This is a genomic window from Kitasatospora sp. GAS1066B, assembly GCF_041262605.1.
GTDB lineage: Bacteria > Actinomycetota > Actinomycetes > Streptomycetales > Streptomycetaceae > Kitasatospora.
In genome coordinates this window covers 115,464-141,404 of the sequence record NZ_JBGCCO010000016.1, presented here as the reverse complement: position 1 = coordinate 141,404, position 25,941 = coordinate 115,464, and the positions used below count along the sequence as shown (strand labels likewise).

At 69.9% G+C, this 25,941-nt stretch carries 17 protein-coding genes; 14 read left to right on the top strand and 3 right to left on the bottom strand.

Features of this window, described 5'->3' with window-relative positions; translation table 11 throughout:
* Positions 1-209: 209 nt before the first annotated feature.
* Entirely contained in the window at positions 210-1,910 is a 1,701-nt protein-coding gene (locus ABH937_RS19620; protein WP_280691384.1) for an MFS transporter, read from the top strand.
* Between the two features lie 122 nt (positions 1,911-2,032).
* Here the strand turns inward: ABH937_RS19620 and ABH937_RS19615 are convergent, their stop codons facing one another.
* Positions 2,033-3,862: an APC family permease gene (locus ABH937_RS19615; RefSeq protein WP_280691385.1), complete on the bottom strand. Its 1,830-nt coding sequence runs from the start codon at positions 3,860-3,862 to the stop codon at positions 2,033-2,035.
* A 302-nt stretch (positions 3,863-4,164) separates the two neighbouring features.
* Between ABH937_RS19615 and ABH937_RS19610 the strand changes: the two genes are divergently transcribed.
* The 10 genes from ABH937_RS19610 to ABH937_RS19565 all read left to right on the top strand — a co-directional run bounded on the left by ABH937_RS19610 (position 4,165) and on the right by ABH937_RS19565 (position 20,634).
* The gene (locus ABH937_RS19610) at positions 4,165-5,280 is read left to right on the top strand and encodes an AfsR/SARP family transcriptional regulator (RefSeq protein ID WP_280691386.1); all 1,116 of its coding nucleotides are present in this window, start codon (positions 4,165-4,167) and stop codon (positions 5,278-5,280) included.
* A 3-nt stretch (positions 5,281-5,283) separates the two neighbouring features.
* A complete protein-coding gene (locus ABH937_RS19605) occupies positions 5,284-7,548 on the top strand; it encodes a TOMM precursor leader peptide-binding protein (RefSeq protein ID WP_370218956.1) in 2,265 nt (754 codons plus the stop codon).
* Positions 7,538-9,553 carry a TOMM precursor leader peptide-binding protein gene (locus ABH937_RS19600; RefSeq protein WP_370218955.1) on the top strand — a complete coding sequence of 672 codons (2,016 nt, stop codon included), beginning with the start codon at positions 7,538-7,540 and terminating at the stop codon, positions 9,551-9,553. Before ABH937_RS19605 ends, ABH937_RS19600 begins: the two co-directional genes overlap by 11 nt.
* A gap of 75 nt (positions 9,554-9,628) precedes the next feature.
* The gene (locus tag ABH937_RS19595; RefSeq protein WP_370218954.1) at positions 9,629-11,239 is read left to right on the top strand and encodes a SagB family peptide dehydrogenase; all 1,611 of its coding nucleotides are present in this window, start codon (positions 9,629-9,631) and stop codon (positions 11,237-11,239) included.
* 21 nt (positions 11,240-11,260) lie between these two features.
* A complete protein-coding gene (locus ABH937_RS19590) occupies positions 11,261-14,080 on the top strand; it encodes a lantibiotic dehydratase (RefSeq protein ID WP_280691390.1) in 2,820 nt (939 codons plus the stop codon).
* Between the two features lie 35 nt (positions 14,081-14,115).
* Positions 14,116-15,168 carry a lantibiotic dehydratase C-terminal domain-containing protein gene (locus ABH937_RS19585; protein WP_280691480.1) on the top strand — a complete coding sequence of 351 codons (1,053 nt, stop codon included), beginning with the start codon at positions 14,116-14,118 and terminating at the stop codon, positions 15,166-15,168.
* Entirely contained in the window at positions 15,168-16,469 is a 1,302-nt protein-coding gene (locus tag ABH937_RS19580; RefSeq protein WP_370218953.1) for a metalloprotease, read from the top strand. The genes ABH937_RS19585 and ABH937_RS19580 overlap by 1 nt, the downstream gene beginning before the upstream one ends.
* A gap of 44 nt (positions 16,470-16,513) precedes the next feature.
* Positions 16,514-17,389, top strand: a complete 876-nt coding sequence (locus tag ABH937_RS19575) for an ABC transporter ATP-binding protein (protein ID WP_348533676.1) — start codon at positions 16,514-16,516, stop codon at positions 17,387-17,389.
* Complete coding sequence (locus ABH937_RS19570; protein WP_280691393.1) at positions 17,386-18,138, top strand: ABC transporter permease; 753 nt, start codon at positions 17,386-17,388, stop codon at positions 18,136-18,138. The genes ABH937_RS19575 and ABH937_RS19570 overlap by 4 nt, the downstream gene beginning before the upstream one ends.
* A gap of 525 nt (positions 18,139-18,663) precedes the next feature.
* Positions 18,664-20,634, top strand: coding sequence for a TOMM precursor leader peptide-binding protein (locus ABH937_RS19565; RefSeq protein ID WP_370218952.1), 1,971 nt, complete (start codon positions 18,664-18,666; stop codon positions 20,632-20,634).
* 87 nt (positions 20,635-20,721) lie between these two features.
* Here the strand turns inward: ABH937_RS19565 and ABH937_RS19560 are convergent, their stop codons facing one another.
* Positions 20,722-20,910: a thiazolylpeptide-type bacteriocin gene (locus tag ABH937_RS19560; protein ID WP_280691395.1), complete on the bottom strand. Its 189-nt coding sequence runs from the start codon at positions 20,908-20,910 to the stop codon at positions 20,722-20,724.
* Between the two features lie 236 nt (positions 20,911-21,146).
* On the opposite strand from ABH937_RS19560, the gene ABH937_RS19555 reads away from it, so the two are divergent.
* The 3 genes from ABH937_RS19555 to ABH937_RS19545 all read left to right on the top strand — a co-directional run bounded on the left by ABH937_RS19555 (position 21,147) and on the right by ABH937_RS19545 (position 25,417).
* On the top strand, positions 21,147-22,439 hold the full coding sequence (locus ABH937_RS19555; protein WP_280691396.1) for an amidohydrolase: 1,293 nt from the start codon (positions 21,147-21,149) through the stop codon (positions 22,437-22,439).
* A gap of 274 nt (positions 22,440-22,713) precedes the next feature.
* Positions 22,714-23,742, top strand: a complete 1,029-nt coding sequence (locus tag ABH937_RS19550; RefSeq protein WP_280691397.1) for a hypothetical protein — start codon at positions 22,714-22,716, stop codon at positions 23,740-23,742.
* A 715-nt stretch (positions 23,743-24,457) separates the two neighbouring features.
* The gene (locus ABH937_RS19545; RefSeq protein WP_280691398.1) at positions 24,458-25,417 is read left to right on the top strand and encodes a family 16 glycosylhydrolase; all 960 of its coding nucleotides are present in this window, start codon (positions 24,458-24,460) and stop codon (positions 25,415-25,417) included.
* Between the two features lie 7 nt (positions 25,418-25,424).
* On the opposite strand, the gene ABH937_RS19540 is transcribed toward ABH937_RS19545, so the two are convergent.
* Complete coding sequence (locus ABH937_RS19540) at positions 25,425-25,925, bottom strand: hypothetical protein (protein ID WP_280691399.1); 501 nt, start codon at positions 25,923-25,925, stop codon at positions 25,425-25,427.
* Positions 25,926-25,941: the final 16 nt, after the last annotated feature.

Genomic DNA, 25,941 nt, shown 5'->3' with positions numbered 1-25,941 from the left:
CAGGCGCGAGTGCCGGAGCGAATCGGTGTAACTACGCAGATGTCTGCGTAACCGGCGCGTGATCCTGTGATCGTCCGGCAGGTGAGGGGCCGTCACGCCCCGTCATGACAGCGCCTGTTCCCCCTCTCCAACGGCAGGAGCGCCCCTGCGCCGGTGTGTCCAGGGCCGCTGCGCCGGCCCGGGCTGCTGTCGCACGGAAGGAGCGGTGCATGGCCCGTACAGCAAGGCGGGGCGGCATCCGCTCGCAGCCCATGGCCGCCTTTGTGCGCGCGTGCCGGGAGCATGGACTCACCCACCCCGCGGTCGTCGCCTCGGCGCTGTTGGCGGCGGTCCTGAGCGTGCTATGGGTGCTGCTTCTGACCATCGACCTCGGGGATGCCGCGGCGCAGTCCATGTGGGCGGGCTTCGGCCGCCACTATCCGGGGCACGCCTACGACTTCTCCTGGTACGGCGGGTGCACCCCTGCCTCCTACAGCGTGTTGTCGCCCTACATCATGGGATACCTGGGCATCCGCCCCACCGGTGTTCTGGCCTTCTTGGCCTCCGCCGTCCTTGGCGCCTGGTGGCTGACACGCATGCCGCTGCGGCATCCGCTCATCCTCGCGCTGGTGCTCACGTTCTCCCTGTGGGAGGAAATCCTGTCGGGACGTATCACCTTCGCTCTGGGGACGTGCTTCGCGCTGGCCGCGCTGGCTCTGCTCCTGCCCGCCTCGCGGTTCATGACGCGCACCGGCGCCGCTGTCTTCGTCCTGTCCGCGGTGTCGGCCCTGTGCAGCCCGCTGGCCGGCGCCTTCCTTGGCATTCCCGCGGCTGCCCTGCTCATCACCGGCCGCCGCCGGGAGGCGTGCTGCCTGGCCGCCGGGCCGGGCCTGGTGATCGCCGCCGTCGGCGTGTTGTTTCCCTTGCACGGCTTCCAGCCTTACTTTCCTGGCGACGTGGCGTTGACCCTCGAGATCGTGGTGGCCACAGGCTTCGCCGTACCCGCCCGCTGGCGTGTGTTGCGCCTGAGCGTGATCGTGCTGGCAGGCGCCGTCGTGGCGGCCATCCTGGTTGCGACACCGGTGGGCTCCAACATCGGCCGCCTGCCGAGAATCGGCGCTGCCACCGTACTGGCCGCCGCCGCGCTCGGCACGGTTCCTGACCGGGAAGGCGCGCGAGCGCGCGAGGGGGGCCGTCGGCTGCTCGCGGGGGCGGCCTTCCTGATGGCCGCCGGGGTCTGGCTGGTGGCCGAGCCGACCATCGATGTCACAGGCGGGCCCTCCCGGGCCGTGCGCGACGTCACGCCGCTGGTCGCGGAACTGCGATCGCTGGGGGCCCAGCGCGAGCGTGTGGAAGTCGTCCCGCTGCGCAACCACTGGGAGGCCTGGGGGGTCGGCCGCTTCATGAGCCTGGCACGCGGCTGGAACCGGCAGCTCGACGTGGGCTACGGCGCCCTCTTCTACAGCGGGCAGCCCTTCGCCTATGCCAGCAGGCAGCCCTTCACCTCGGCGGGCTACCACTCCTGGCTGCTGCAGAACGCGGTCGCCTACGTCGCAGTGGCCGCCGCCCCGCCCGACTACGCGGGCGTGGACGAGTACCTGGTCCTCGCCCAACCCCAGCCCTGGCTCACGCCGGTCTGGCAGTCCGGCGCATGGCGCCTGTTTCGCGTCGCAGACGCCCAACCCTTGGCCCAACCGCCGGCGACGGTCCAGGACCTGGACCCCGCCTCCATGACCCTGGACGCCCCTGGGCCCGCAACGATCCTCCTGCGCGTCCACTGGTCACCCTGGCTCAAGGTCCACAGCCCCGCGGGCACCGCCGGGGCCTGCCTGGCCCCCGCCGGCGAGTGGACCACCCTGCGCACACACCACGCAGGGCGCTACCGCGTCACGGGCGAGTACACGCTCCCACGCGGCAGCCCGTGCGCGTAGGACAGTGCTGCCCCGAGCCCCGGGGAACAGCAGTGCACCAAGCCGCGCCCAGTCGCCGCCCCCGGCGCACCGGCCGGTGCGCCGGCCGGCGGCAGGCTTCACCCGTCTCGCGGGAACCGCACTCAGCGCGGGATCTCGATGCGAAAGCGCAGGCGGCAGATCACCGCGTCGGTGTAGCGGCGGATCGCCAGGTCGAGGATCGCGCCGCGCTGGTTCTGCAGCAGCCGCTGCCAGGGCCTGGGCAGGTACATCTCGGGGATCAGGACCACCAGCCGGTCGTGCCCCTCCTCAGCGGCCAGCACGCGCAGGTGGTCGACGATGGGCCGGGTCAGCGACCGCGACGGGCTGGTGAGCACGGTCAGCGGGACGTGCGGGTTCCAGGCGCTCCACGCCTCCTGGATCTCGTCCTCGCCGGGCGTGTCCTGGTCCTCCGGGTTGGCGACGGTGACCGCCCGCACCTCGTCGCCCAGCGAGAGGGCGGCGCCGATCGCCTCCTGGGTGAGCCGGTTGACCGCGCCGACCGGGACGACGACCAGCGAGCGCCTCTGCTGGGGTGGTGCGGGCACCTCACCGATGTGCAGACCTTGGCCGATCCGCTGATAGGTGCGGTGGATCGCCTCGAACAGGGCGACCAACACGGCGACAGCGAGGAACACCAGCCAGCCGCCCTCGCCGAACTTCGCGATCAGCTCGATCACGGTCGCCACCGTCGTCAGCGCCGCTCCGAATCCGTTCAGCAGGGCGCGCGCCCGCCAGCTGGGCCCGCGTTCGATCCGCCAGTGCCGGACCATGCCGATCTGGGAGATGGAGAAGCCGATGAAGACGCCGATCGCGAAGACCGGCACCAAGGCCTGAGTGTCGCCCTGGGCGCCGATCAGCAGCACCAGCGCGGCGCCGGCCAGTACCAGGACGCCGTGCCGGTAGACCTGCCGGTCCGCGCGCAGTGCGAAGACGTGCGGCACGTGGTGGTCTCGGGCCAGCAGCGAGGTCAGCACGGGCATGCCGCCGAACGAGGTGTTCGCCGCCAGGGCCAGCAGTGCCATGGTGGTGAACTGCACGATGTAGAAGCCGGCGTTGTGGCCGAGCGCGGCTTCGGTGAGCTGGGCCAGCACGGTCTTGGTGTTGTTCGGGGCGACGTGGAAGCGGCCGATCAGGACCGACAGTCCGATCAGCATCGTGCCGAGCAGGGCGCCCAGCGCGATCTCGGTGCGCTGGGCGCGGCGCACCCGGGGCTTGCGGAAGGTCGGCACGGCGTTGGCGATGGCCTCCACACCGGTGAGCGCTGAGCAGCCGGAGGCGAAGGCCTTGAGGAGGAGCAGGAGCCCCACGCTCTCGGTGGCGGTCGCCGCGTGGGTCGGCTCGGTGACCGGGTGGGCTCGCAGCAGGCCGACCACGATCACGGTGAGGACCGCGATCACGAAGAGCACGGTCGGCAGGATCAGTACCTTGGCGGACTCGGCGACGCCGTACAGGTTGACGCCGGTGATCAGCGCGAGAACCAGCACGCAGAGCCAGACCCGCTCTGGGTACAGCGAGGGGAAGGCGGAGGTGAGCGCGGCGATCCCGGCGGAGACCGAGACCGCGACGTTCAGCACGTAGTCGATGATCAGCGAGGCCGCGGCGACCAGGCTCACCCGCCGGCCCAGGTGCCGAGCGGCCACCGCGTAGGCGCCGCCGCCGCTGGGGAAGGCCGCGATGACCTGCCGGTAGGAGAAGGTGAGCGCCGCCAGCAACAGCACGATGGCGAGTGTCACTGGCAAGGTGAAGCCCAGCCCGTGGCTGCCTGCCGCGGCCAGCACCACCACGATCGCCTCCGGCCCGTAGGCGACCGAGGCGAGCGCGTCCAGCGAGAGCGCGGCCAGGCCCTGAGGAACCGTCAGGCGGTCCAGTTCCTGGGCCGCGGGCTCTTGGCTTGGGCTCGCGCCGGTCGGCTCCGGGCTCGTGGGCTCCATGTTCCGCCTCGCATCGTCGCTGTCGTGAACGACCGGTTCTGCACCGGCGTGCCCTCCTGGGGGAGACAGCCGACTGCCCAGGGGATGACACCGTTCACGCGAACACGCCCCCCAACGGAGCCCGAACGCGCCGAAGCTGCGGGTGGTGGATCGCAAGTCGCCGTCTACGACAAAGGTCGCTGACGATGACCGTCTTTCGTAGGTATACGGACGTATCCCGTGCCTCTTAGCGTGACTGTGTCCATCGGGCCGAGGTGTCCAGGCCGAATCTTGCAGCTCGTCTTCAGTACGAGGAGGTAACTGTGAGCGAGTCCGAGGAGAATCACAGCGCACCCGCCATGGCGGTCCGGCCGTCCCACGACGCAGGCACGGCACGGTTCACGGTACTGGGCCTGCTGTCCATCACGGACGCCGAGGGCGTGGCGGTGCTCCAGCCCTCGAAACCAGCCGTCCTGCTGGCCGCGCTCCTGGTCCGCCCCAACGCTGTGGTGTCCCTCGAGCGCCTGCAGCAGGTCATCTGGGGCCAAGAGCACCCGGCGAGCGCGAAGGCCGCGCTGCAGAGCTGTGTCGTACGCCTGCGCAGGCTCTTCGGCACCTACGGGATCTCCGGCACGGTCATCGAGGCGGTACCGGGCGGCTACCGGCTGCTCACCGATGCGCAAGGCCTGGATCTGCTGCGGTTTCGCGAGATACGGGACCGGGCGGCGGCCGCGGACGACGTGGACACCGAGTTGGAGCTGCTGCACTCGGCCCTGGATCTGTGGCAGTTCCCGCTGCTGGTCAACGTCGGCTCCGCGGTACTGCACCGGGACGAGGTGCCCCAGCTCGAGGATGAGTGGCTGCAGACCGCGGAACGCGTCTTCGACATCGAACTCTCCCTGGGCCATTACCGCGAGGCGGTGGTCGAGCTGCGGCCGGTCGCGCGCGCGTACCCAATGCACGAGCGGTTCTGGGAGCAGCTCATCGAGGCGCTGTGGGGAGCTGGAAGGCGTGCGGAGGCGCTGTGCGAGTACCGCCGGGTGAAGAAGCACCTGCTGGAGGAGCTCGGTGTCGATCCTGGGCTGGGTCTGCAGCGGCTGGAGATGGCCATCCTGCGTGGCGAGTCCAACACGGCCGACCGGTCACCGGTGTTCTCGCCCGAGACATATGACGATCCGCCCGATGGGCGGTACGAAGCTGAGGCGGGCCAGCTGCCGCCCGGTGACCGTGTCAGCGGGGAACTGGTCCTGGCCGCCCTGGTACGCGCCGGGCTCCTGCAGGAGGAGCAACGGGGTTCGTACCGCATGCACGCACTGCTGCGCGTTTTCACCTGCGCGGCAGGTGAGCGCCAGCAAGCGGCGTGCGGCCAGAGCCCTATGGAGCGGCCGGTGCGTTCGCTCCGGCACACAGCCGCCGCGCGGCAGAAAACAAGGGTGTGAGACATGGCAGTGTACGAGGAGATCGCCGACACCCGTCCGCGGATCCGAGGGGACGTGCTGTTCACCAGCGCGCCGGCCGGGGTGCTCTTCCACAACGCGCACGGCGGTTTCACCCTGGCCACCAAGGACGCCTACCGGTTCGCCTCACTGATCGTCCCTCACCTGAACGGGGACCGCAGTGTGGCCGAGCTCTGCCTGGGACTCACCGAGCGGCAGCAGAGCATGGTGGTGGAACTCATCGCGGCGCTGTACAAGCGCGGTTTCGCCCGCGACGCCGGTCCCCCCGCGGTGGGCGTCTCAGCCCTGCCCGCGCAGGTCGCCACGCGATTCGCCGCCCAACTGGAGTACATCGACCACTACGTGGGAGACGCCGAGGAACGCTTTCAGCGGTTCCGGCAGACCCGGGTGGCGGTGCTCGGTGACGATCCGCTCGCGTTGTGGTGCGTTCTGAGCTTGATACGCAACGGCTGCTGCGCCATCGGGGTCCTGCCGAGTCTGGACTGGCGCGGTGACAGCCTGGCCGAGGTCGCTGCAGAGGAGCGGGCACTGGCCGACAGCGGCTGCCCGGTGTCGGTGCGCTGGCTGACCGGTGCCGCCCAGAGCGGCAGCGGGCTCACCTGGGCGGATCTCGAGGGATTCGACCTGGTCGTGGCCACCCGCGATCAGCAGGTGCTCCAACTGCTGGAGGCGGGCATACCGCCAGGGCAGCACGTGCTGCCCGCCTGGCGCCTGGGTGAGCGCCAGGTGATCGGGCCGGTCATGACCGCGGACTCGACCGGATGCTGGGTGTGTGCCGCGCTTCGTCTGGGCGCCAACACGGACCCGGGCGCCTTGGCGGACCTATGGAGCGGTATGACAGCGTTCGCGCCGGCACACCCAGGCGGGCAGCCGCTGAGCAGCCCGCTGGCCGCGATGCTGGGAAACCTGCTCGGCTTCGAGGTCTTCCGTCTCACCACCGGAGCGCTGCCGGCCGAGACAGCAGGGCGCCTGGTCATCCAGGACCTGAACTCGCTGGACACCGTCTGCGAACCGCTGCTCCCCCATCCGTGTTGCCTGCGCTGTGCCCGCCTGGACGAGGAACCGGTGGGCCCGGCGAGCGACCTGCTCCCGCAGGGCAGCGACCCCGCCTCCTCCATCGCACCCGCCCACCAGCCGCCACTGGGCGGCTCCGGGATCGAGGAAGAGGAGGCCGCGCAGGCGGCGCTCTTGACCTTAGAGACACGCTCGGTCCTGCTCCAGCCGCACACCGGGGTCTTCGCGGGCTTCGCCGACGACGGCTGGACCCAGACACCCCTCAAGATCGCCACGGTGAAGCTGGGAGTCGCCCATGGGATCCGGCGGGAGATCTCCGCATTCGATGTGCACCACGTCGCCGGTGCGCGACTGCGCGCGCTGTACCGGGCCGCCGAGGTCTATGCCGAGCACGTCGTACCGCTGAGCGACGTGCGCGTCGCGGCTTCGCTGACGTGGTCCCAGGGCGAGATGCGGATCGGCCCCGCGCAGCTGAGCACCTGGAGCGGCACCGAGGCCTCCCCGGCCCAGGTCCGCACCTGGTGTGCCGCCACCTGCCTTCGCACGGGCGGCACGGCCCTGATCCCCGCCGGCGCAGCGCGCCCCTTCGGCCCGTACAACCATCAGCGGACCTTCGAAGCCACCAGCACAGGCATGTCGGCTGGAGCATCGATGCAGGAGGCAACCGTGCGGGGGCTGCAGTCGGCGCTGGCCTTCGACGCGCTGCGCCAGAACCTGCGAGGCCAGGGCGATGCGGCGCTGTTCGCCCTGGACATCTTCGGGGACGATCCCGAACTCACCTTCCTCGCCCGCTCGGCCGAGAACCTCGGCCTGGGCCTGGAGCTCCTGGAGTTGGGCGACACCCTCCAGCAGCCGCTCCCGGTGGTCCTGGCCCGCACCACCGACCCGGAGACAGGCCTGGGCCACTGGGCGCTCGCCGGCGCACTGCACCGGCGCCAGGCCGCGCTGGAGGCCGTGCGCGACCTGCTGGGCCAGGTCCAACTGGGCCGCGAGCAGGGCCGACGCGTCGATACGGGCGACCCTGTCCTTGGGGCGCTGGAGGCGAGCACCCTGGCGGCGGCCCGGGCCGCAACCGTGGGCACAGGAAGGCCGTTGGGTCCGCGCACAGTCCTGGAGCGGCTGCACGCCCAGGGGCGCGATGTCCTGGTGGTGCCGGTGGCTGCCGCCGACCTGCGGGCAGGGCGGATCCACGCAGTGCGGGTGCTGCTGGCGAACGGAGACCCGGATGTCCAGTGACGTCTTGGCCTCTGCCCCGGGCCGCCACCACAGACCGGGGCCACGTGTGGCTCTCGGGTACGCCGGCCCCTGGGCGAAGGCCTGCCACAGCCTGGCGGCACAGTTGACGCAGAGCCTGGAGCGCCACCGGCCAGCCCAAGGCGCCGTCCCCGACGTGCGGGTGTCGGTGCTGGGCGTACACGACGAACTCACCACCACCGCAGCAGACCCGCGTGCGCCGGCTACTGCGCTACATCTGTACGGGCACCACGCGATCGTCGGCCCGGGCGACCCCGGCACCTGCCCCGGGGCCCCGTGCGCGCACTGCCTGGCCCGGCGCTGGCAGGCAGTGCGCCCGCGCGGACTGCGGGAGGCCTTGGAGCTGGGCTCGGGCACCGCGGCGGCGGGCAGCCCGCCATGGGCCATGCCGTTCGTCACCGACGCCCTCGCCGCGCTGCTCGCCGCCCGTCGCCAGGCCAAGGACAGCCATGGCGGCGCCGGTTCGCTGCGCTCTGCCACCGTCCACCTGCTCGACCTGGAGACGCTGCGGGTCAGCGGCTTTCCTCTGCTGGCGGACGCGCAGTGCCCGCAGTGCGGACGCCGCGAGGACGACAACGCCGAGCAGGCGCGGATCGTCCTGGAGAACCGGCCCAAGCCGGCGCCGGGGACGTTTCGGCTGCGCGCCGTCGAAGACTACGACCTGCCCCTGCAGGCGCTGGTGAACCCGGTCGCCGGGATGCTGGGTCCCGGGGTGGTGCCCGACCTCACCTCCACCTCCACGTCTTCCACCACCGGCTGCTTCACGATGCGCTCGGGCACGTACCTGCGCGAGTGCTTCTGGGGCGGGCACACCAGCAGCTACCGCAGCAGTGCCCGGGTGGGCCTGCTGGAAGGCCTGGAGCGTTTCGCCGGGATGCGGCCACGCGCACGGCGCACCCGCCTGGTGGCCGCCTTCGCGGACCTCGATCGGGCGGTGGACCCGCGCGTCTGCGGACTGTACAGCGAGGATTTCCACCGCGCCGACCCGACGGTGCGCCCCTTCTGCCCAAGGCGGCCGATCCCCTGGGTGTGGGGCCACTCGCTGCGCGACCAGGAGCCGATCCTGGTGCCCGAGGTCCTGGCCTATTACCACGCACCCGGCGGGGTGGGGAACAGGTTCGTCCAGGAGAGCTCCAACGGCTGTGCGTCGGGCAGTTGCCTGGAGGAGGCCATCTACTTCGCGCTGATGGAGGTCATCGAACGTGATGCATTCCTGATCGCCTGGTACGGCCAGCTCGCCCTGCCCGAACTCGACCCGCACCAGGGCACCGGCCGTGAGACCCGCAGCATGGTCGAGAGGCTTGAGATGTACGGCTACCGGGCCCGCTTCTTCGACCTGCGGATCACCTTCCCCATCCCGGTGGTGGCCGCCGTCGCCGAGCGTACGGACGGCGCCCTGGGCCGGCTGTGCTTCGGCGCGGGGGCGAGCCTGGATGCCGAAACGGCTCTGCGGGCCGGCCTGTGCGAGATCGCCACCGACGCGGTGCACCTGCGCCGGCGCACCGCGCGCCAGTTGGAGCGGCTGCGGGCGATGGCAACCGACTTCGAGCGGATCAAAGTCCTGCACGACCATCCCATGGTGTACGGGCTGCCCGAGATGGCCCGCCATGCCGACTTCCTGCTGCGCGCCGCGGACGGCGGTCCGCGCCGGCCGCTGAGCACGCTCGCCGCAGGCGGCCGTGGCCACGGGCCGTGGGCTTCGGCGGCCTGCGGCGACCTGCGCGAGGACCTCGACCGCTGCGTGCAGGCGGTGACCGGCGCCGGATTCGATGTCGTCGTGGTCGACCAGAGCACACCCGAGCAGCGTGCCCTCGGCCTACGCACGGCGAAGGTGATCGTCCCGGGTCTACTCCCCCTGGACTTCGGCTGGCGCCGCCAGCGCGCCCTGGCCATGCCCCGGCTGCGCGCCGCGCCCCGGCTCGCAGGTCTGCGTGAGCACGACCTGAGGGACGACGAACTCAACCAGGCCCCGCACCCCTTCCCTTGACCACCGCTCACCCGCTCACTGCCTGCCCATCCGCGCGGCGCCCCGGCACAACCCGATCAAGAAGGTAGGGACACCATGAGCTACGCCCACCTCTATGCGACCGCGGTGATGCGCCGTGGCCGGGTCCCGATGGAACCGGCGGACTTCGTCCCCAACTGGCAGGACCGGCCCAGGAAAGGCAAGTTCTTCCCCCACGCGGAGCACTTCCCGCTGCCGACCGGCCACACGCAGGCGGCAGCCACCACGCAACGCGGTCTGACCGGGCCCCGCGGTGACGGCACCTTCGACCTCGCGCTGCTGGGCGCCATGCTCCAGGACTCCTACGGCCTGACCGGGCGCCGACTGGCGGTGCAGGCCAACTCCGACCTGCCCGCTCTGCCGCACTACACGCAGGCCAACTGGTCACGCGGCACCGCCTCCGGCGGCGGCCTCTACCCGATCGGCATCCACTGGATCAGCGGCCCCGCCGCCCCCCTCACCCCAGGCGTCTACCATTACGCGACGGGCCATCACACGATGCAGCGGCTGCTGACCGGAGACGTCAGCGCCCAGGTCCGGGCAGCGGTGGGCGACGACGCCCTGCTGGGTGACACCGACCAGTTCCTGGTCCTCGGCGTCAATTTCTGGCAGAACGCGTTCAAGTACAACAGCTTCTCCTACCACGTCGTCACCATGGACATCGGCGCGCTCCTGCAGACCTGGCGGATCTGGGCCCGCGCCCACGGCCTGCACATCAGTGCCGCCCTGTGGTTCGACGAGGAGCGACTGGGCCGACTGCTCGGCTTCCAGCCCGAGCAGGAGGGGGTCTTCGCCGTCGTCCCGCTGCCCTGGCAACCCGCGGCCACCGGCGCACCCACCCCGCCTGCGGGCCCCGCCGACACCGCAGCGCCGGCGCGAGTACGCATAGCGGACGAGGAACGCTCCCAACGCGTGCTCACCTTCAAAACGGTCCAGCGTGTCCACGCGGCGACCGCACGTCACAGCGCGCGGCGGCCGGCGCCCGCCGCGCTGGCCGCGGCCCTGACCTCCAGCGCACCGGCACGCACGGTCGCCAAGAAGGTGCTCCTGCCCCGGCCGCAGCCACTGGCCACCGGTATAGGTCAGGCCCTGCGGGCCCGGCGCAGCAGCTTCGGCCGGTTCTCGGCCCAGCCCCCGCTGCGCGCCGAGCAGCTGTCGACCGTCCTTGCGGCAGCCGCCTCGGCCGCACACCTGGACAGCGATGTCGAACTCCCCGACGGGCCAGCGCTGACCCGGCTGTACGTCTTCGCCAACCACGTCGACGACGTGCCCGCCGGGACCTACGCCTACGACCACGAGGCCGGCTCGCTGGAGCTGATCAGCACCGAGGCGCCGGGGGCGTTCCTGCAGGAGGCCTACTTCCTGTCCAACTACAACCTGGAGCAAGCCGGCGCGGTGATCATGGTCGCCGCCCCCACGCACGCCGTCCTGGACGCCGTCGGCGACCGGGGCCTGCGGCTGGTCAACGCCGCAGTCGGGGCGGCCTCCCAGGCGTTCTACACCGCCTCGGCCGCGGCCGGCCTGGGCTGCGGCGTGGCACTCGGCTTCGACTGCGTCGCCTACGCCGAAAAGCTCGGGCTTGCGGAAACCGGCGAGGTGCCGCTGCTGATCATGATGGTCGGTCACGAACGGCCCCACCCCGCCGACTTCCAGTACCAGATCGTCTGAAGCCCCGGGGGAACCGTGAACATGAAGAAATCCGCCAACAGCCCCGGGCAGCGCACGGGCAGCGCACAAGCGCCGGCCCTCGACCTGGCCCCCCGGTTCGTCCTCAGGGCAGCAGGCCTGCCCCTCGAGGCCATCCACGCCCTGCGCAGTACCGACCTGCGCCGCTGGGCCGATGAACTCCTGGACGAGCAGGAGCGGTTGGCCGACCTGGGAGCCCTGCTCAGTGAGCCGCTGGCGGCGCTGGTCAAGAGCGCCGCGCCCGCGAGCGCACGACACCGGGCGCTCGCCCTACGCAGGGACGTCTTCAACAACCGGCTGCCCCACGACCCCCAGCCGGTCCTGAAACTTGCCGCGACGCTCGACAACGCCACCGCAACCCTGCTCACACAATGGCTGCACGCCCACAGCAGGCTCGCCCACCTGCACCAGGCGGGCACCGCTACCTTCGACAGCGAACTGCGCAGGACCCGCAGCGCACTGCGCCACCTGGCCGAGCGCCCAGAACTGCGCCACGGTCTGCTGCTGGCCTCCGCAACCCTGGACAGCAGACTCGACGCCGCCTGCGCACCCGGCGCACCGGACAAGCGCACCCGCAAGCTGGAACGCGCACTGCTGTCCTACGTGTACCGCACGGCCAGCAAGACCAGCCCGTTCAGCACCCTGACCACGGTGGCGGCCGGCACGTTCGGCGCAACACCGCACGACGGACAACCAGTCGAGGCGCACCCGAAGGTGACGCACAGCCGGGGTGCCAGCGCAGACCTCGTACTCGGTCAGGGCCAGCGCAGCCACCCACGCCTGAATGTCGTCGTGCTGGCACGGCTGGCCGAACTGATCACCACCGACCCCCAGCGCCGCCAGGACCTGCCGGTCACCCTGGCCGGCGGCTGGGTGCTGGAGGAGAACCGTGTGCGTTACGTGCGGCGTTCGGTGTCCGCCGGCGACGACAGCGCCGCGGTGAGCTTCGACGCCGTCCAGGACCGGATCTTCTTCCTACGGCTCAGCAATGCGCTGGAGCACCTCCTGGAACTGGTCGACACCACTGCGCCGATCCGCTACCGGGAGCTGACGGCCCTGCTGTGCCGGGCAACGAACGCCACGCCCGCAGAGGCCGAGCACTACCTGAGCGTGCTGCTAGGCCTTGACATCCTGCAACTGGACCACCTGGCCACCGATGTGCACAGCCCCGACCCGCTGCGCTCCTTCCAGGACGCCTTGCGCCGTCTGGGGGCCGCGTGGGCCGAGCAGATCGCTGACCGACTCCAAGCGCCGGCCGCATGCCTGGCCGCCTATCCCGGGGCCGACGTGCCGACCCGGCGCGCCCTGCTGGCCCATCTGCGCCAAGAACTACTGTCCCTCCAAAGCGAATTGGGCGCACAGGCGCCCTCGCTTCCCCAGACCCTGCTGTACGAAGACGTCACCACGAAGCCAGTACAGGCCGACCCGCGGGTGTGGCTGGAGTGCGCCGTCGAACCACTGCGCCAGCTGGCCGCCGTCCTGCCGATCTTCGACGTGGCACTGGCTCAGCGCCTGACCCTGAAAGGCTTCTTCCTCATTCGCTACGGCCGCGGCGGACGCTGCCAGGACCTGCTGCGTCTGGTCCACGACTTCCACGAGGACATCTTCCGCCAGTACGTGGAGTTCACCGCGAAGGCACCGACCCACGGCGAGGACCGCAGCTGGCTCCCGGAGGAGAACTGGCTGGGTCTGGCGGAGGTCACCGCGCTGGACCGCGCCCGGGCCCGGTTCACCCGGCGGATGCACCGGCTGTGGCAGGCCCTGCCGCACGGCGCCGAGGAGCTGGAGCTGGACGCCGCGGCCCTGCGTTCAGTGGCCAGCGAACTGGCGCCACTGGGCGGCCGGTTCGAGCCAAGCAGCCACTTCCTGCAACTGGCCGACGGAGCAAGCGGCCCCCTGGCGGTACTCAACAACTCCTACGGCGGCCTCTGCTTCCCCTTCACCCGCTTCACCCACTGCTTCGAGGCCGCCGACGGCCCCGGCCTCGGCGAGGACCTGCGCGACAGCCTGCGCGACGCGCAACCGCCCGGAGCGGTCTTCGCCGAGGTCACAGCGGGCGCAGCCACCACCAACCTCAACCTGCACTCCCGGCTGACGGACTACGAGATCGTCTGCCCGGGCGAGAGCAGCACCGCTGCCCACTCCGCCCGCATCCCTCTCGAGGACCTGTGCGTGGAGCACGACATCAAGACGGACCGCCTGACCCTGCGCTCACGGCGGCTGGGCCGCGAGGTGATCCCCCTCTACCTGGGCTACCTGGTCCCGATGCTGCTGCCCGAGGTCCCCCGCACCCTGCTGCTGTTCTCCCCCACCTCCCGGATCACCCCCGACCCGTGGCGCGGCATCCCGGCCGCCCCCGCCCTCCAGGGCGTCACCCGGCGCCCGCGGGTACGCCATGGCGCCCTGGTCCTCAGCCGGCGCAGCTGGTGCGCCGACGCCACCTCACTGCCCGTGCCCCGCCCCGGGGACAGCCAGGGCGAGCACTATCTGCGATGGCAGCGCTGGCGGCGCCGCCACGCCCTGCCCGACCAGGTCTTCGCCCGCATCCACCCACACTCCCCCAGCGACGAGGCAAACACCTGGACCGGCCCGGCCAAACCCCACTACGTGGACTTCGACAGCCCGTTGTCCCTGCTCGCCCTGGACCACATGCTCACCCACCCCACCGGCCAGGTCGTCTTCGAGGAGATGCTGCCGGGCGAGCAGGCGCTGCACGTGCGCTCCGTACGCGGGCACCACGTCGCCGAGCTGGCAATCGAACTCATCCCCCGCGCGAGCGAGCACGCACGCACCCCAGCCCAAGCTAGGAGCACAAGGCCGTGACCGACACCAGCACCTGCTCCCAGGCGGCCCATGCCCTGCCCGACCCCGCCGAGGCCGACCCCGAGGCCTGGCTGGCCTTCCACATCTTCTACGCCGCCAGTCCCCGTCCCCTGCTGACGCAGTGCGTGCGGCCGCTGACCGAGGCACTGACCGACGAAGGCCTGCTGGCCGGCTACTTCTTCATCAACTACTGGCTCGAAGGCCCGCACCTGCGGCTGCGGCTGCGGCCCGCACGCCCCCAGGCGGCCCCGCAGGTGCGCCTGCGCGCCGAGGAGGCGATCAGCGCCTTCCTCGCCCGGCGCCCCGCCCTCTACGAGGTGAAAGGCGGCTTCCTCGCCGAGCTCTACGACACGCTGTTCGCATTCGAGTACCCCGGTGAACGGCCCGCCCACCTGCTGGACGCGCACGGGCGGATGCGACTGCGGAAGAACAACTCCTTCAGCCTTGAGCCGTACGAGCCGGAGTTCGGCAAATACGGGGGGCCCAGCGGCGTCGCCCTGGCACAGTGGCACTTCCAGCACTCCAGCAACCTGGTCATCGAGGTCGCCCAGGCCATGAACCTGCACCTTCGCACGGTGGTGCTGGGTCTGGCCGGGCAGCTGATGATGACCACGGCAAGCTGCTTCCTGCCCGAGCGCGAGGACCTGCTGGCCTTCCTCGATCGCTACCACGCCTTCTGGAACGGGGCGTTCGAGGGAACCAACTACACGGCTCGCGACGGCTACGACCGCGCCTACCAGGCCACCGACGCCTCGCTGCCCAAGCGCTTCCAGATGATCCGCGAAGCCGTCGCCGCCGACGCCCTGGAGCGGCTGCCGGGCCTGCTGGGCCTCTGGGCACGGCACTGCCTGGAACTGCGCGCGCGGGTTCTGGAGCTCACCGATCGCGGCGAACTACTCTTTCGCTCGCAGGACGGCAAGCGCGACCTGCGGGTCACCGATCCTTCCCAGGCACTGCCCATGCTGCTCTCCCCATACGCGCACATGACCAACAACCGGCTCGGGGTGACCGTAGGGGACGAGGCCTACCTGTCCTACGTGCTGGCCCGCGCCCTGCGCGAGCCAGCACGTAGGGAAGACAGGCCGTGATGGCCACCGCCCTGTCGGGCCTGCGCCCGAGACTGCTTCCCGGCCTTCGGATCAGCCGCCCGCTGCTGCGCGGCACCGCCCCGGTCCACCTGCTCAAGGCTCCCGGCAGCGACAAGCTGCTCGAGATCGGCGTGAAGGAACACTTCGTCATCGCCCGTCTGGACGGCACGCGATCGCTCCAGGAGATCGGGGAGCAGTACGCGCAGCACTACGGGGTACGGCTAGGGCAGACACACTGGCGGCAGTTGCTCCACCTGCTGCACGCCCGGGGCCTGCTCGAACGAGCCAGCCCCCCGGACGCCGGCGCCGGGCGATGCGCCAGTGCACCGCCCGGCGCCGCACCGAGCCTGCTCAGCGGCCGGATCCGACTGGTCGCCGACGCGCCTGCCCTGCTGGAGCGACTGCACCGTGCCACCGGCTTCGCACGCCGCCCCTGGTTCCTGGTGCTCCTGTCAGCGCTGGTGGCAGCGCTGCTCGGCGCCATCGGCGCCGAGCTGGGCCCGCTGCGTGAGCAGAGCGCCCAGCTCCTGCACGAGCCGGTGGCGCTGCTGGCGGTCGGCTCACTGCTGTGGGTGAGCCTGGCCCTGCACGAGCTGGCGCACGGACTGGCCGCCCAGGCCTACGGCGGTCACACCACCGAGATCGGCCTGCGCTGGCGGCTGCCGATCACCTACCTCTACTGCCAGGTGGAGGGCCTCCAGTTCTTCGCACGACGCCGCCAGCAGATCGCCACAGCGGCTGCGGGAGCGTTCATGAATCTCGTCCTACTCCTACCCTGCTACCCCGTGTGGGCGCTGCTGCCCGACCACGCCCAGGCCCGCCCCTTCCTGGCCGCCCTGCTGCTGCTCGGCAGCGCAACCGCCCTGGCCAACCTGGTGCCGCTGCCACCGCTGGACGGCTACAAGATCCTCGGCCACGCGGCCGGCTGCCTCCAACTGGCCACCGACAGCCGCCGTTTCGCCGCCCTGGCGGCCAAAGCGGTGCGCCGGCGCGACAACAGCGCCCTGCACGCCTACCCCGTGCGGCTTCGCCTGCTCTACGGCGGCTACGCACTGGGCTGCGCGGCGCTGGCGGCAGCGGCACTGGCGGCGTGCGGCCTGCTGGCCACCCACCTCCTGCCGGGCCGCTACGCCTTTGCCGCTCTCTGGTCGCCCACGGTGGCGGCCGCGGCCGCACTGGTCCTGCGGGCGGCCGGCCGACGCCTCAGGACCCACCGGCGTCCCTCGACGCCCAGAGCCGAGGAGCCGCCGGCCCCGGCCCACCACAAGCGTGAACACAGCGAAGTGAGGAGAGCGAGTTGAAACCAGTAGCAACCACCACGGATCCCGCCGTGGAGTTCAGGAACGTGAGCAAGCGATACGGGGCGGTGCAGGCACTGGACCAGGTGTCCTTGACTGTCGGCCGGGGCGAGTTCTTCGCGGTCCTGGGTCCCAACGGCGCCGGCAAGACCACCCTGGTCGAGATCGCGGAAGGGCTGCGCCAGCCGGACAGCGGCACCGTCACCGTCCTGGGCCAGCGCTCATGGCCCCGCAACACCGCCCTGCTGCGCCGCCTGGGCGTCCAGAGCCAGGCGTCGTCCTTCTTCACCCGCCTGACCGCCGGCGAGCACCTGGAGACCGTCGCCGCTCTCTACGGCCTGGACCGCGCCGCGGCCCAGCTCGCCCTGGAGCTGGTCGGTCTGTCGCACAAGGCCCGTAGCCGGGTCGACACGCTGTCAGGAGGGCAGCGGCAACGACTCGCCGTGGCCGGAGCGCTCGTCCACGGACCCAGCCTGGTGTTCCTCGACGAACCGACTGCCGCCCTCGACCCCCAGGCCCGGCACGAGCTCTGGGGCCTGCTGCTCACGCTGCGCCGCAAAGGTCTGACGATCATCTGCACCACCCACCACATGGACGAGGCCGAGCTGTTGTGCGATCGGGTGGCCATCCTCGAACACGGCAGGCTGATCGCCATGGACAGCCCCGCCAACCTGATCCGGTCCATGGGTGCACCGACGCAGCTGTTTGTCCCCGCCCGCCTGCTGTCACTCGAGCAGGCCCGCGCTCTGGAAGGCATTGACAAGGCCGACTTCCAGGACGGCGAAGTGATGATCGAGACCAGGCAGATCAGCAAGGTGTTCCTCGCCCTCGCCGCCACGCTCGACCTGGCCCTCGTGCGCACCCGCAACCCGACCCTCGAGGACGCCTACCTGCACCTGACCGCAACGGAGCGCCAACCATGAGTCCCTACACCGCCATGGCCCGGGCCGCCGCCGTGGCCTACTTTCGTGACCGGACCTCGGTCTTCTTCACCTTCGCCTTCCCGCTGCTGTTCCTCGTCGTCTTCGGGCTCCTCTTTCGCGGCCAGTCCGTCAACGGCGCGATGGCCTACATCAACTACACCGCCCCGGGCGTGCTCGCCTGGGGCATCGGCAACGCGACCGTGTTCGGCGTCGCCTTCACCCTGATGCACTGGCGCCGTGACGACCTGCTGCGGCTCATCCGGCGCACCCCCACCCCGCTCATGGCCGTCCTCACCTCCCGCTACGCGGTGGCCCTGCTCACCGGCCTCCTGCAGGCCGCGCTGTTCACCACCGTCGCCCTGCTGCCCGTGTTCGGCCTGCACATCGCCTCCTCCTGGCCCTTGGCGCTGCCGGTCCTGCTCTTCGGGATCACCTCCTTCGCCGCGCTGGGCCTGTTGGTGGGCTGCCTGGCGGACACACCGGAGGCGGTGGCCGCCACCGCTAACTGCGTGATGATCCCGATGGCCTTCCTCTCCGGAGCCTTCTACCCCATCGACCTGATGCCGGGCTGGCTGCGGACCGTTTCCCAGGTGCTGCCGCTGCGCTACTTCGACGAGGGGCTGACCGACGCCTTCGGCGGGCGCCACGGCTCCGCCGGCCCGCTCCTGGCCTGCGCCGCGCTGAGCGTCTTCGCAGTCCTGTTCGCCTTGACGGCCGCCCGGTTCTTCCGCTGGAGCAACCGGCCTTGACTTCCTCCCCTCGTGGACGAGGGGGATTCCCCTCAGCCTCGCGGCCGAGCCGCTGCGCGTGAGCGCGGCGCTGGGACAACTTCCTGCTTCACCGACGACCGCCCGCCCGGAGTGCTCCGTCGAGGTCTGTTGAGTCGGCACGGAGCGCGGTGCCGGTGTTGCCACCGGTCCGTCTCTCCGTGCCACTCGCCGAACCCGGCGTGCGGCTCTCACCGCACCGGGCTCTCCACGGCTCTGCCGTTCAAACGTGGTTAAGGAGGCTCCAAGGATGGGACATTGTGTTCCCTCGGTAGCGGTAACGGGTGGCCGTCACCGCCTGGAGGTCAAACAGTTCGATCCCGTCCACCGACGGTCTGAGCCACCGGCCGTTGTGGTCGGTGAAGCGTCGACGGACGTCCTTCCACTTCCAGCGGTGCAGCACGATCCACCAGCTGATCACCCAGGGCCAGCAGTCCGCCTTACCCCCATCGCGGGAGTTCATTTCCTCCCCCGGCTGAAGCCAGGGGCATCCACGAAAGGACTCACGTGACCACTACCGCCCCACCCGCCCAGCTAGCGGACTCACTACCCCTGGAAGCGGCCCGGCAATGCCTGGAGCGCCACCTGGCCCGACAAGCCGCCACCGCCGGCACCCGCCCGCCCCGTGTCGCCACCCTGGGGACCACCAACCTGCTCAGCGGCGCCCAGAGCCTCGGCAACCGGCCGCAGACCCGGGCCACCATCCACCTAACCGCGCAAGCCGTCCTGATCGGCCCCTGGGGCGCAGGCCCGCAGGCCGCGGCGGCCTGCGGACTGTGCCTGGCCATGCGCTGGCAGCGGTTGCGCAGCCGCACCGAACGCGAGGCGCTGGAGACCGGTGGCGCCCCCACTGCGGTGAACATCAACTGGCCGCCGCTCAGCGACCACCTCATGGACAGCGTCTGGTCCCTGTACCAGCTCACCGCCGGCGCCGACACCACCCGCCCCACCCAGCACCCCAGCAGCGCGCACGGCACTGGCGACATCCACCTGCCGCGCGTATCGCGCATCGACCTGGAGACCCTCCAGATCGACACGGTGCCGTTACTGGCCGAACCGCTGTGCCCGCACTGCGCCCCGCCCGGCGTGCCCTCACCCCAACCGCCCCTGGTACTGGCCGCCCGCGCCAAACCCGCCCTCGACCGCTACCGGCTGCGCCCGCCCGAATCCTACGAGCTGCCGGTGGCGGCGCTGGCCAACCCCGTCTGTGGTGTGCTCGGCACCGGCACCTGGGCCGACATCACCTCACCGACCACCGCCCCGGTGGCCGGCAGCGTCTTCGTGCGCGGCAGCGCCGGCCTCAACGACGTGACCTGGAGCGGCCAGGCCAACTCCTTCGGCACGAGCCGGGCCCTGGCCTTCCTGGAAGGCTTGGAGCGCTATGCCGGTGTGCACCGCCGCCACCCCACAGGCCTGCTGGTGGACTCCTACGAGAACCTGGCCCCCGGCGCACTGGATCCCCGCGACTGCGGTCTCTATCCGGCCCAGACTTACCGGGACGACCCGATGCTGAGCCCCTTCGACCCCCGAACGCCAATCCCCTGGGTGCAAGGCCACTCGCTGCGCGATGACCGGCCAATCCTGGTCCCGGCCCGCCTGTGCCACTACGGCGCCGGCACCGCGGCCGACAACTTCATCTTCGCCTGCTCCAACGGCTGCGCCACCGGCAGCTGCCTGGAGGAGGCGATCCTCTTCGGCCTGCTCGAACTGATCGAACGTGACGCGTTCCTGCTCGGCTGGTACGGCAACGCCCAGCTCATCGAGATCGATCTCGCGTCATGCGCGAGTCCCGCGGTGCGGTCCATGACCGCACGCGCCGCCCTACAGGGCTACGACGTCCACGCGTTCGACAATCGGGTGGATCTCCGCGTCCCTGTCGTCACCGCACTGGCGGTACGACGCGACAACGGGCCGGGCACCCTGGCCTTCGCGGCAGGCGCCGGTTTCGACCCCGAAGCCGCCGTCGAGTCGGCGCTGTGCGAGATCCTTACCTACCTGCCCCACCTGCCCCGTCAGGTCAACGAGCGCCCTGACGAACTGGCCGCCATGGCCGAGGACTACACCCTGGTACGCCGCCTGCCCGACCACGCGGCTCTGTTCGGCCTGCCCCAGATGGCTCGGCACGCCGAAAGCTATCTGAACCCGGTCGCTGTGCGCCCGCTCAGCGCTCTCTACAACGGCTGGCAGCAGGCGCGGCCGCGCTCGCACAACCTGCTCGACGACCTGCTGTTCTGCCGCGACGAACTGGTCCAGGCCGGATTCGATGTCATTGCCATCGACCAGAGCACGCCCGAGCAGCGGCAGTTGGGACTGCGCACCGTCTGCACCCTGGTCCCCGGGCTCCTGCCGATCGACTTCGGCTGGTCACGCCAGCGGGCCCTGCACATGCCGCGGCTTCACACTGCGCTTCGGCGCGGCGGGCTGCTCCCGCGAGGTCGAGGTCAGGAACTGCGCTGGGTCCCGCATCCCTTCCCCTGATGGCCGCAACCGCCGAGAGCCCGCGGTTTGGGGCCGGCTGCCTTGCCGTCCGATGACGAGCAGCAAGGCAGCCGGCCCCCAACCAGATCAGGCGCAGCAACTGGTGGTGCTGGTGGTGCTGGAGCACGTGCTGGTGCTGGAGCAGCTGGTGGACGAACCCAGCATGACCTCACTGGCGTCCGAGTAGTCGCTGATCTCGAAGGTCTCCGACTCCAGGTCCAGGATCTCCTGGGCCAGGGAGGCGAGGGGGTGCGCGGGGCTGTCGGGCACGGCCATGGCGTCTCTCCTTTTGCGCTGGGCCAACGAGCAGCCACGGCGGCCGCCCGTCAGGCGGAGCACGGCGCTCGGGAGGCGCCGTGCTCCGCCTGCCCGACCAGTTCTACGGCGCAGCGCTGGCCGTTTACCCTGCTACCCACCTGCGTCTCACCGACACCGCAGGTCGGATGCCCTGCACCCACCGGCCGGCGGCTTGCGCCGCACCTGCCCGCCGTCCTCAGAATCAGGAGTCCCCGATGTCCCCGTCCTTATCCCCGGTATTCGGCGGCCCCCCGCAGGACAGCATCCTGCGCCAGGCCGCCGAGTTCTACCTGGACCTGCACCGCAACCCCGAACTCTCCGGTGCCGAGGAGCGCACCGCGGCCCGGCTGGCCCGCTGGCTGACCGCTGCGGGCTACCGCGTGGAGACAGGAATCGGCGGCCACGGCGTGGCCGGTGTGCTGTCCAACGGCCCCGGTCCGGTGGTGATGCTGCGCGCGGAACTGGACGCGCTTCCCGTCCGGGAGCAGACCGGCCTGCCCTACGCCAGTACCAAGACTGCCACCGCACCTGGCGGTGCCACGGTGGCGGTGATGCACGCCTGCGGGCACGACATCCACCTGGCCTGCGCGGCCGGCGCCGCCAGCGCCCTGGCCCAGAACACCGCGCAGTGGCGAGGAACCGTCCTGGTGGTGGGCCAGCCGGCCGAGGAGACCCTACGGGGAGCGCGGGCCATGCTGGAGGACGGGCTTTACCACCGGTTCGAACCGCCCGCGATCGTCCTCGCCCAGCACACCGCACCGTTGCCCGCCGGAATGGTCGCCCACGCCGAGGGCCCGGTGACTGCCGCGAGCACGACCTTGGAGATCGTGATCCACGGCCGTGGCGGGCACGCCGCAACCCCCCACCTGGCCGTGGACCCGATAGGAGCCGCAGCCGCCACAGCCCTGCGCGTGCAGACGATCGTGTCCCAGGAGACCAGCCCATGGGAGCACGTGACCGTCACGGTCGGATCGCTGGAGGCGGGAAGCGCGGGCCCGGGCAATCTCATCCCCGAGCACGCCACCGTGCGGGTCACTGTGCGCGGCTTCTCCCAGCATGTGCTGGACCGGGCCGTCGCGGCGGTGGAGCGCATCGCCCGCGCGGAATCGCAGGCCTCGGGATGTCCCCGGGAGCCTTCGATCAGGACCCTCTCCCTCTCCGGCGTGAACACTCCCGAGCGGGACATCACCACAGCGGTACGCCGCGCCCACCAGATCGCCTTTGGTACCGAGCGGGTCGCCCTCTGGCCACCCTCCCTGGCCACCGAGGACTTCCCGCTCTTCGGCGAAGCCGGAGCAGACATCCACGGAGTGCCCGGCATCCGGACCGCGTACTGGATGCTCGGCATGGTCGGCCCAGCACAGTGGGCCGCCGCCCCCGGCCGCAGCACGGCTGAGAAACTAGCCGCTCTGCCCCCCAACCACTCCCCCGCCTTCCGCCCCCACATGCGTCTGACCCTTCAGACCGGCATTTCCGCCCTGATTACGGCAGCAACCACCCGACTGTAAACCGGCAACGGCGCCGGCACGTTCCCCAGTGCCGTTATCCGTTACCCCATCCCACTCAATACCATCTGCGCCCGCAGGCACCCCCCACAACACGGCCCCAACTCAGTGCGTCTACATACCTGCCCGTCACCGATCTGGCTGCACAGACCCACAAGTGCCATCTCAGTACACGTCTCGGCATTGTTCCCGAAGCAGGCTTCTCACTTCGGGCGGAGGCTTCTTTCAGGAGCGTTCTCTTCCGAGGCGCCGATCATACCGACCCCTGGAGCCTCAAATGCCCAAGCCGGATCAGCTTATCACAGAAAACAGGGAACTCTTGAAGCAGTACCCGGCGCCAGATGGAGAAATCCTCAGACAAAGCATGGAAAATCTGAAAGGCGACCAGTACGAGCGAACGCAAATTTTAAAGCTTCAACTAGCAAATACATCCCTCCGAACCGCCGTCGAGCAGGGCGTGCCAGTGAACAGTAACCTGCTCTCCAAAGTCGTACAGGCCGCAGATCAACTTTTCAGCAGGCCAATAGAAGGCAAGGCCGACTACCGCGATCTGACCCAGGGGGGCAACAGGATTCCGATCGCGAAAGAATCTTTCTACGGCTTCAGTGAAGTGGAGGCGACCGCAGACTACGTGACAACGAAATTCAACTCTCTGCATGTCGACTTGAAGGCCAGAGTCCCAGGAAGCAAGAGCAGCCGAATAAAGGAATACGACGAAAAATACGAAAAGCTCACAGCCGCAGCAGAGAAGAATCCGAAAAAGACGGCCGAGCGCGGCGGAATCACCCGCCTGCGCACCAAGCTGGCAATCAGGACTGCAGGGGACGATGGAAGCCTTTCTTATGCCTTCTTGACGGCATTGCAAAAGGATCCTTTTCCGGAGATCAAAAAGACTTTAGCCGACCGCTCCGCAGCGTCTCACCGGGTGGAGGAAAGTAAGATCACAGCGGATCTGACAAACTTTAGACGGGAAGACACTACTGCCAGCATCGCCGCCGATAAGGGACCCACGGCGCAGGATGTCGGAGCATGGAGAAATGACAGGAGGGGAAGAGTGGACACGTTCAGCCAACTATCTGAACTGGGGACAGTGGCACAGAAGAAGGATATGCTTGACTATCGAGCCAACCGAAGTCGAGGCGGCATAACGGCTGAAAACGAATTGCGCCTAGCCGAACTGGCCAAACTGGCTGGACAAGCCGCATCGCCGGGCCTCGGTCAGTCGCCGAGGCGAAACGGTATCCCGTCGTATGAACAGCACAACACTCCCCCGCACTCCTCCCATGCGGGACCTTCCCAGAACTGACGCCGAGTATTCCAGTACAGCTCCGGTGGAGCTGGGCGGAAGTCTGCCCGATGACGTAGCGGAGTTTGCCGAGACCGATGATGTCTCGGACTTCCTTGCGGGAGAGGTGGTGCTTGGCCGTTCATTCGGCGACGCGCCGCTCGGCTCCCGCCCATACTCTTTCTGGCGCCGCCCGGGGGCGAAACCACCCGTCGGTGCGAGAGAGCCGGTCAGGGAAAGGTGCTGTCTTTCCCTGACCGGCTGGCCTGCCAGGGTATGCGAGTCCTGGCAGGAATGCGTGCCGCTCTTCTAGGCGCCGCGGAAACTGGTACCCATCGCCGAGCCACGAACACGCTCATGTGATGAGATAGCGGACGCGATTCGTCATGACGACGGACGGTGCTGAGACGACCCGAACGGCGGGGGCTGCTCGTGGCTCGGGCGCACGCGTGCATGTCCGTGGGTTGCTGGACGGCAGTGGGGTCGGCCGCAGCGAGATACGAGGTTCTCACGACGCTGCCTCCCGGACGCCGGTGTGCACTGAACGGGATGAGTTTGCTACTCCCCTGGGGCCACTATGATCTACCCTAATCGCGCAGTTGCGGCAGTCACTGCAGGGATCCTCGGCGTTCCAGCCCTGATCGGTTGGCCGGTGGGCGGCACTCCCACGGTGGGTGAGCTCAGGCTCAGCCCTGTCTCGATGACCGCGGGTGTCGCCGGTACGGCCTCACTGACAGTGAGATCCTCGTCCTGCTTCACCGCGCAGGCTCTTGGGGTCGGCGTCCGCGACGCCTTCGGAGACAATCTCGACTTCCCTGGCGAGGCCCACCAGGTCCAGATCTGCCCAACCGGTCTAACGATCACGACCGGGGCGCGCGCGTTCGCGGCCGGCACGTACACCGAGTTCGGCTTCTACCAGGACCAGTCCGGCCAGTGGCACAACCTGACATCCCTGACGCTGCAGGTCGCCGCCGCGCAGCCACCAGCACCGTCCACCCCGGCCTCGCCCGTGCCGGGGCAGAGCCTGATCTGGTCCGACGAGTTCAACGGCCCCATCGCCTGGGGCACACGGTGGGTGGGCGACAAGACCAGCGCGTACCAGTACGGCAACCACAACCCGAATGACGACAAGCTCGACTGGCTCAGCGACAGCAACGTCAGCGTCTCCAACGGGGCGGCGACCTTCACTGCCCAGCCCAGCGCACACATCCTCGAGAACGGACTGCAGGCCTGGACCACCGGGTTCCTGACGACAGAGGGTTCCCAAGAAGGCTTCCAGGTGAAGACGGGTGACTATGTGGAGACCCGGGTCCAGATGCCTAATGCCCTCGGCGCCTGGCCCGCCCTGTGGACCTGGAAGAACGGCAACAACGAGGTCGACTCCTTCGAATACCACCCCGACAATCCGAGCCTGCTGGAGATGACCAACCACGTCCTGCCCGCCCAGCGCTACCTCTCCGACCCGGCGGATGTGGCGCCGGGCCAGTGGGTGACCATCGGCACCCACTACGGCGCCACCTCAGTTGACTGGTACGTCAACGGTGCGAAGGTCTTCTCGGACGGCCAGGGCGTGGGGGCGAACTGGTCGGCCTACCTCATCCTCAACCTGTCGATCAGCGCCGGGCATTACCACCCGGCGCCGCAGGGCAACAGCCCGATCACGTTCTCCGTCGACTACATCCGGGTCTTCGGCTGAGCAGCGCTCACGGCCGCACGTGGATCGTCACGGTGGCCATGTTGTTCTTCGGATTCGAGTCATCGGGGCTCGTGACTGTGACCCAGCCCACCAGGTCTACCGAGACCCTGAGGCTCTTAGCGATCCGCACGGGCACCAGCGCAGTGGCAGTGTGCAGGCCGAGCCCGGCCGGGTACTGGCAACGCACCATGTGCCCGGCGAAGCCGACCACGCAGGAGGTCGGGAAGAACGGCCCCTCAGCGGTGACGCCCGCCGGCAGGGTGACGGTCACGGTGAACGGCGACGTGGTCCTGTCAGGCCCGGTGTTGGCGACCGTCCCGTGCACCGTGGTGGTGCCGCCAGGCTTGGCGGTCACCACATCAGGGAGCGCTTCGAGATCGGAGTGCGAGCGTGTGGCGGCCCAAGCAGGGCTCGCGACCAACGTCACCGCGGCACAGGCCACCAGCAGGGACTTCCGGATCATTGACCTCGACGCCATCTCTTTTTCCTCTCGGTTCGAGGGAGCCACCTTTTGGGCGGTCCCG

Coding starts and splice junctions, on each gene's coding strand:
- ABH937_RS19555 (WP_280691396.1), top strand. CDS start 21,147: ATGTCCCCGTCCTTATCCCCGGTATTCGGCGGCCCCCCGCAGGACAGC.
- ABH937_RS19590 (WP_280691390.1), top strand. CDS start 11,261: ATGAAGAAATCCGCCAACAGCCCCGGGCAGCGCACGGGCAGCGCACAA.
- ABH937_RS19595 (WP_370218954.1), top strand. CDS start 9,629: ATGAGCTACGCCCACCTCTATGCGACCGCGGTGATGCGCCGTGGCCGG.
- ABH937_RS19615 (WP_280691385.1), bottom strand. CDS start 3,862: ATGGAGCCCACGAGCCCGGAGCCGACCGGCGCGAGCCCAAGCCAAGAG.
- ABH937_RS19550 (WP_280691397.1), top strand. CDS start 22,714: ATGCCCAAGCCGGATCAGCTTATCACAGAAAACAGGGAACTCTTGAAG.
- ABH937_RS19600 (WP_370218955.1), top strand. CDS start 7,538: ATGTCCAGTGACGTCTTGGCCTCTGCCCCGGGCCGCCACCACAGACCG.
- ABH937_RS19620 (WP_280691384.1), top strand. CDS start 210: ATGGCCCGTACAGCAAGGCGGGGCGGCATCCGCTCGCAGCCCATGGCC.
- ABH937_RS19605 (WP_370218956.1), top strand. CDS start 5,284: ATGGCAGTGTACGAGGAGATCGCCGACACCCGTCCGCGGATCCGAGGG.
- ABH937_RS19560 (WP_280691395.1), bottom strand. CDS start 20,910: ATGGCCGTGCCCGACAGCCCCGCGCACCCCCTCGCCTCCCTGGCCCAG.
- ABH937_RS19580 (WP_370218953.1), top strand. CDS start 15,168: ATGGCCACCGCCCTGTCGGGCCTGCGCCCGAGACTGCTTCCCGGCCTT.
- ABH937_RS19570 (WP_280691393.1), top strand. CDS start 17,386: ATGAGTCCCTACACCGCCATGGCCCGGGCCGCCGCCGTGGCCTACTTT.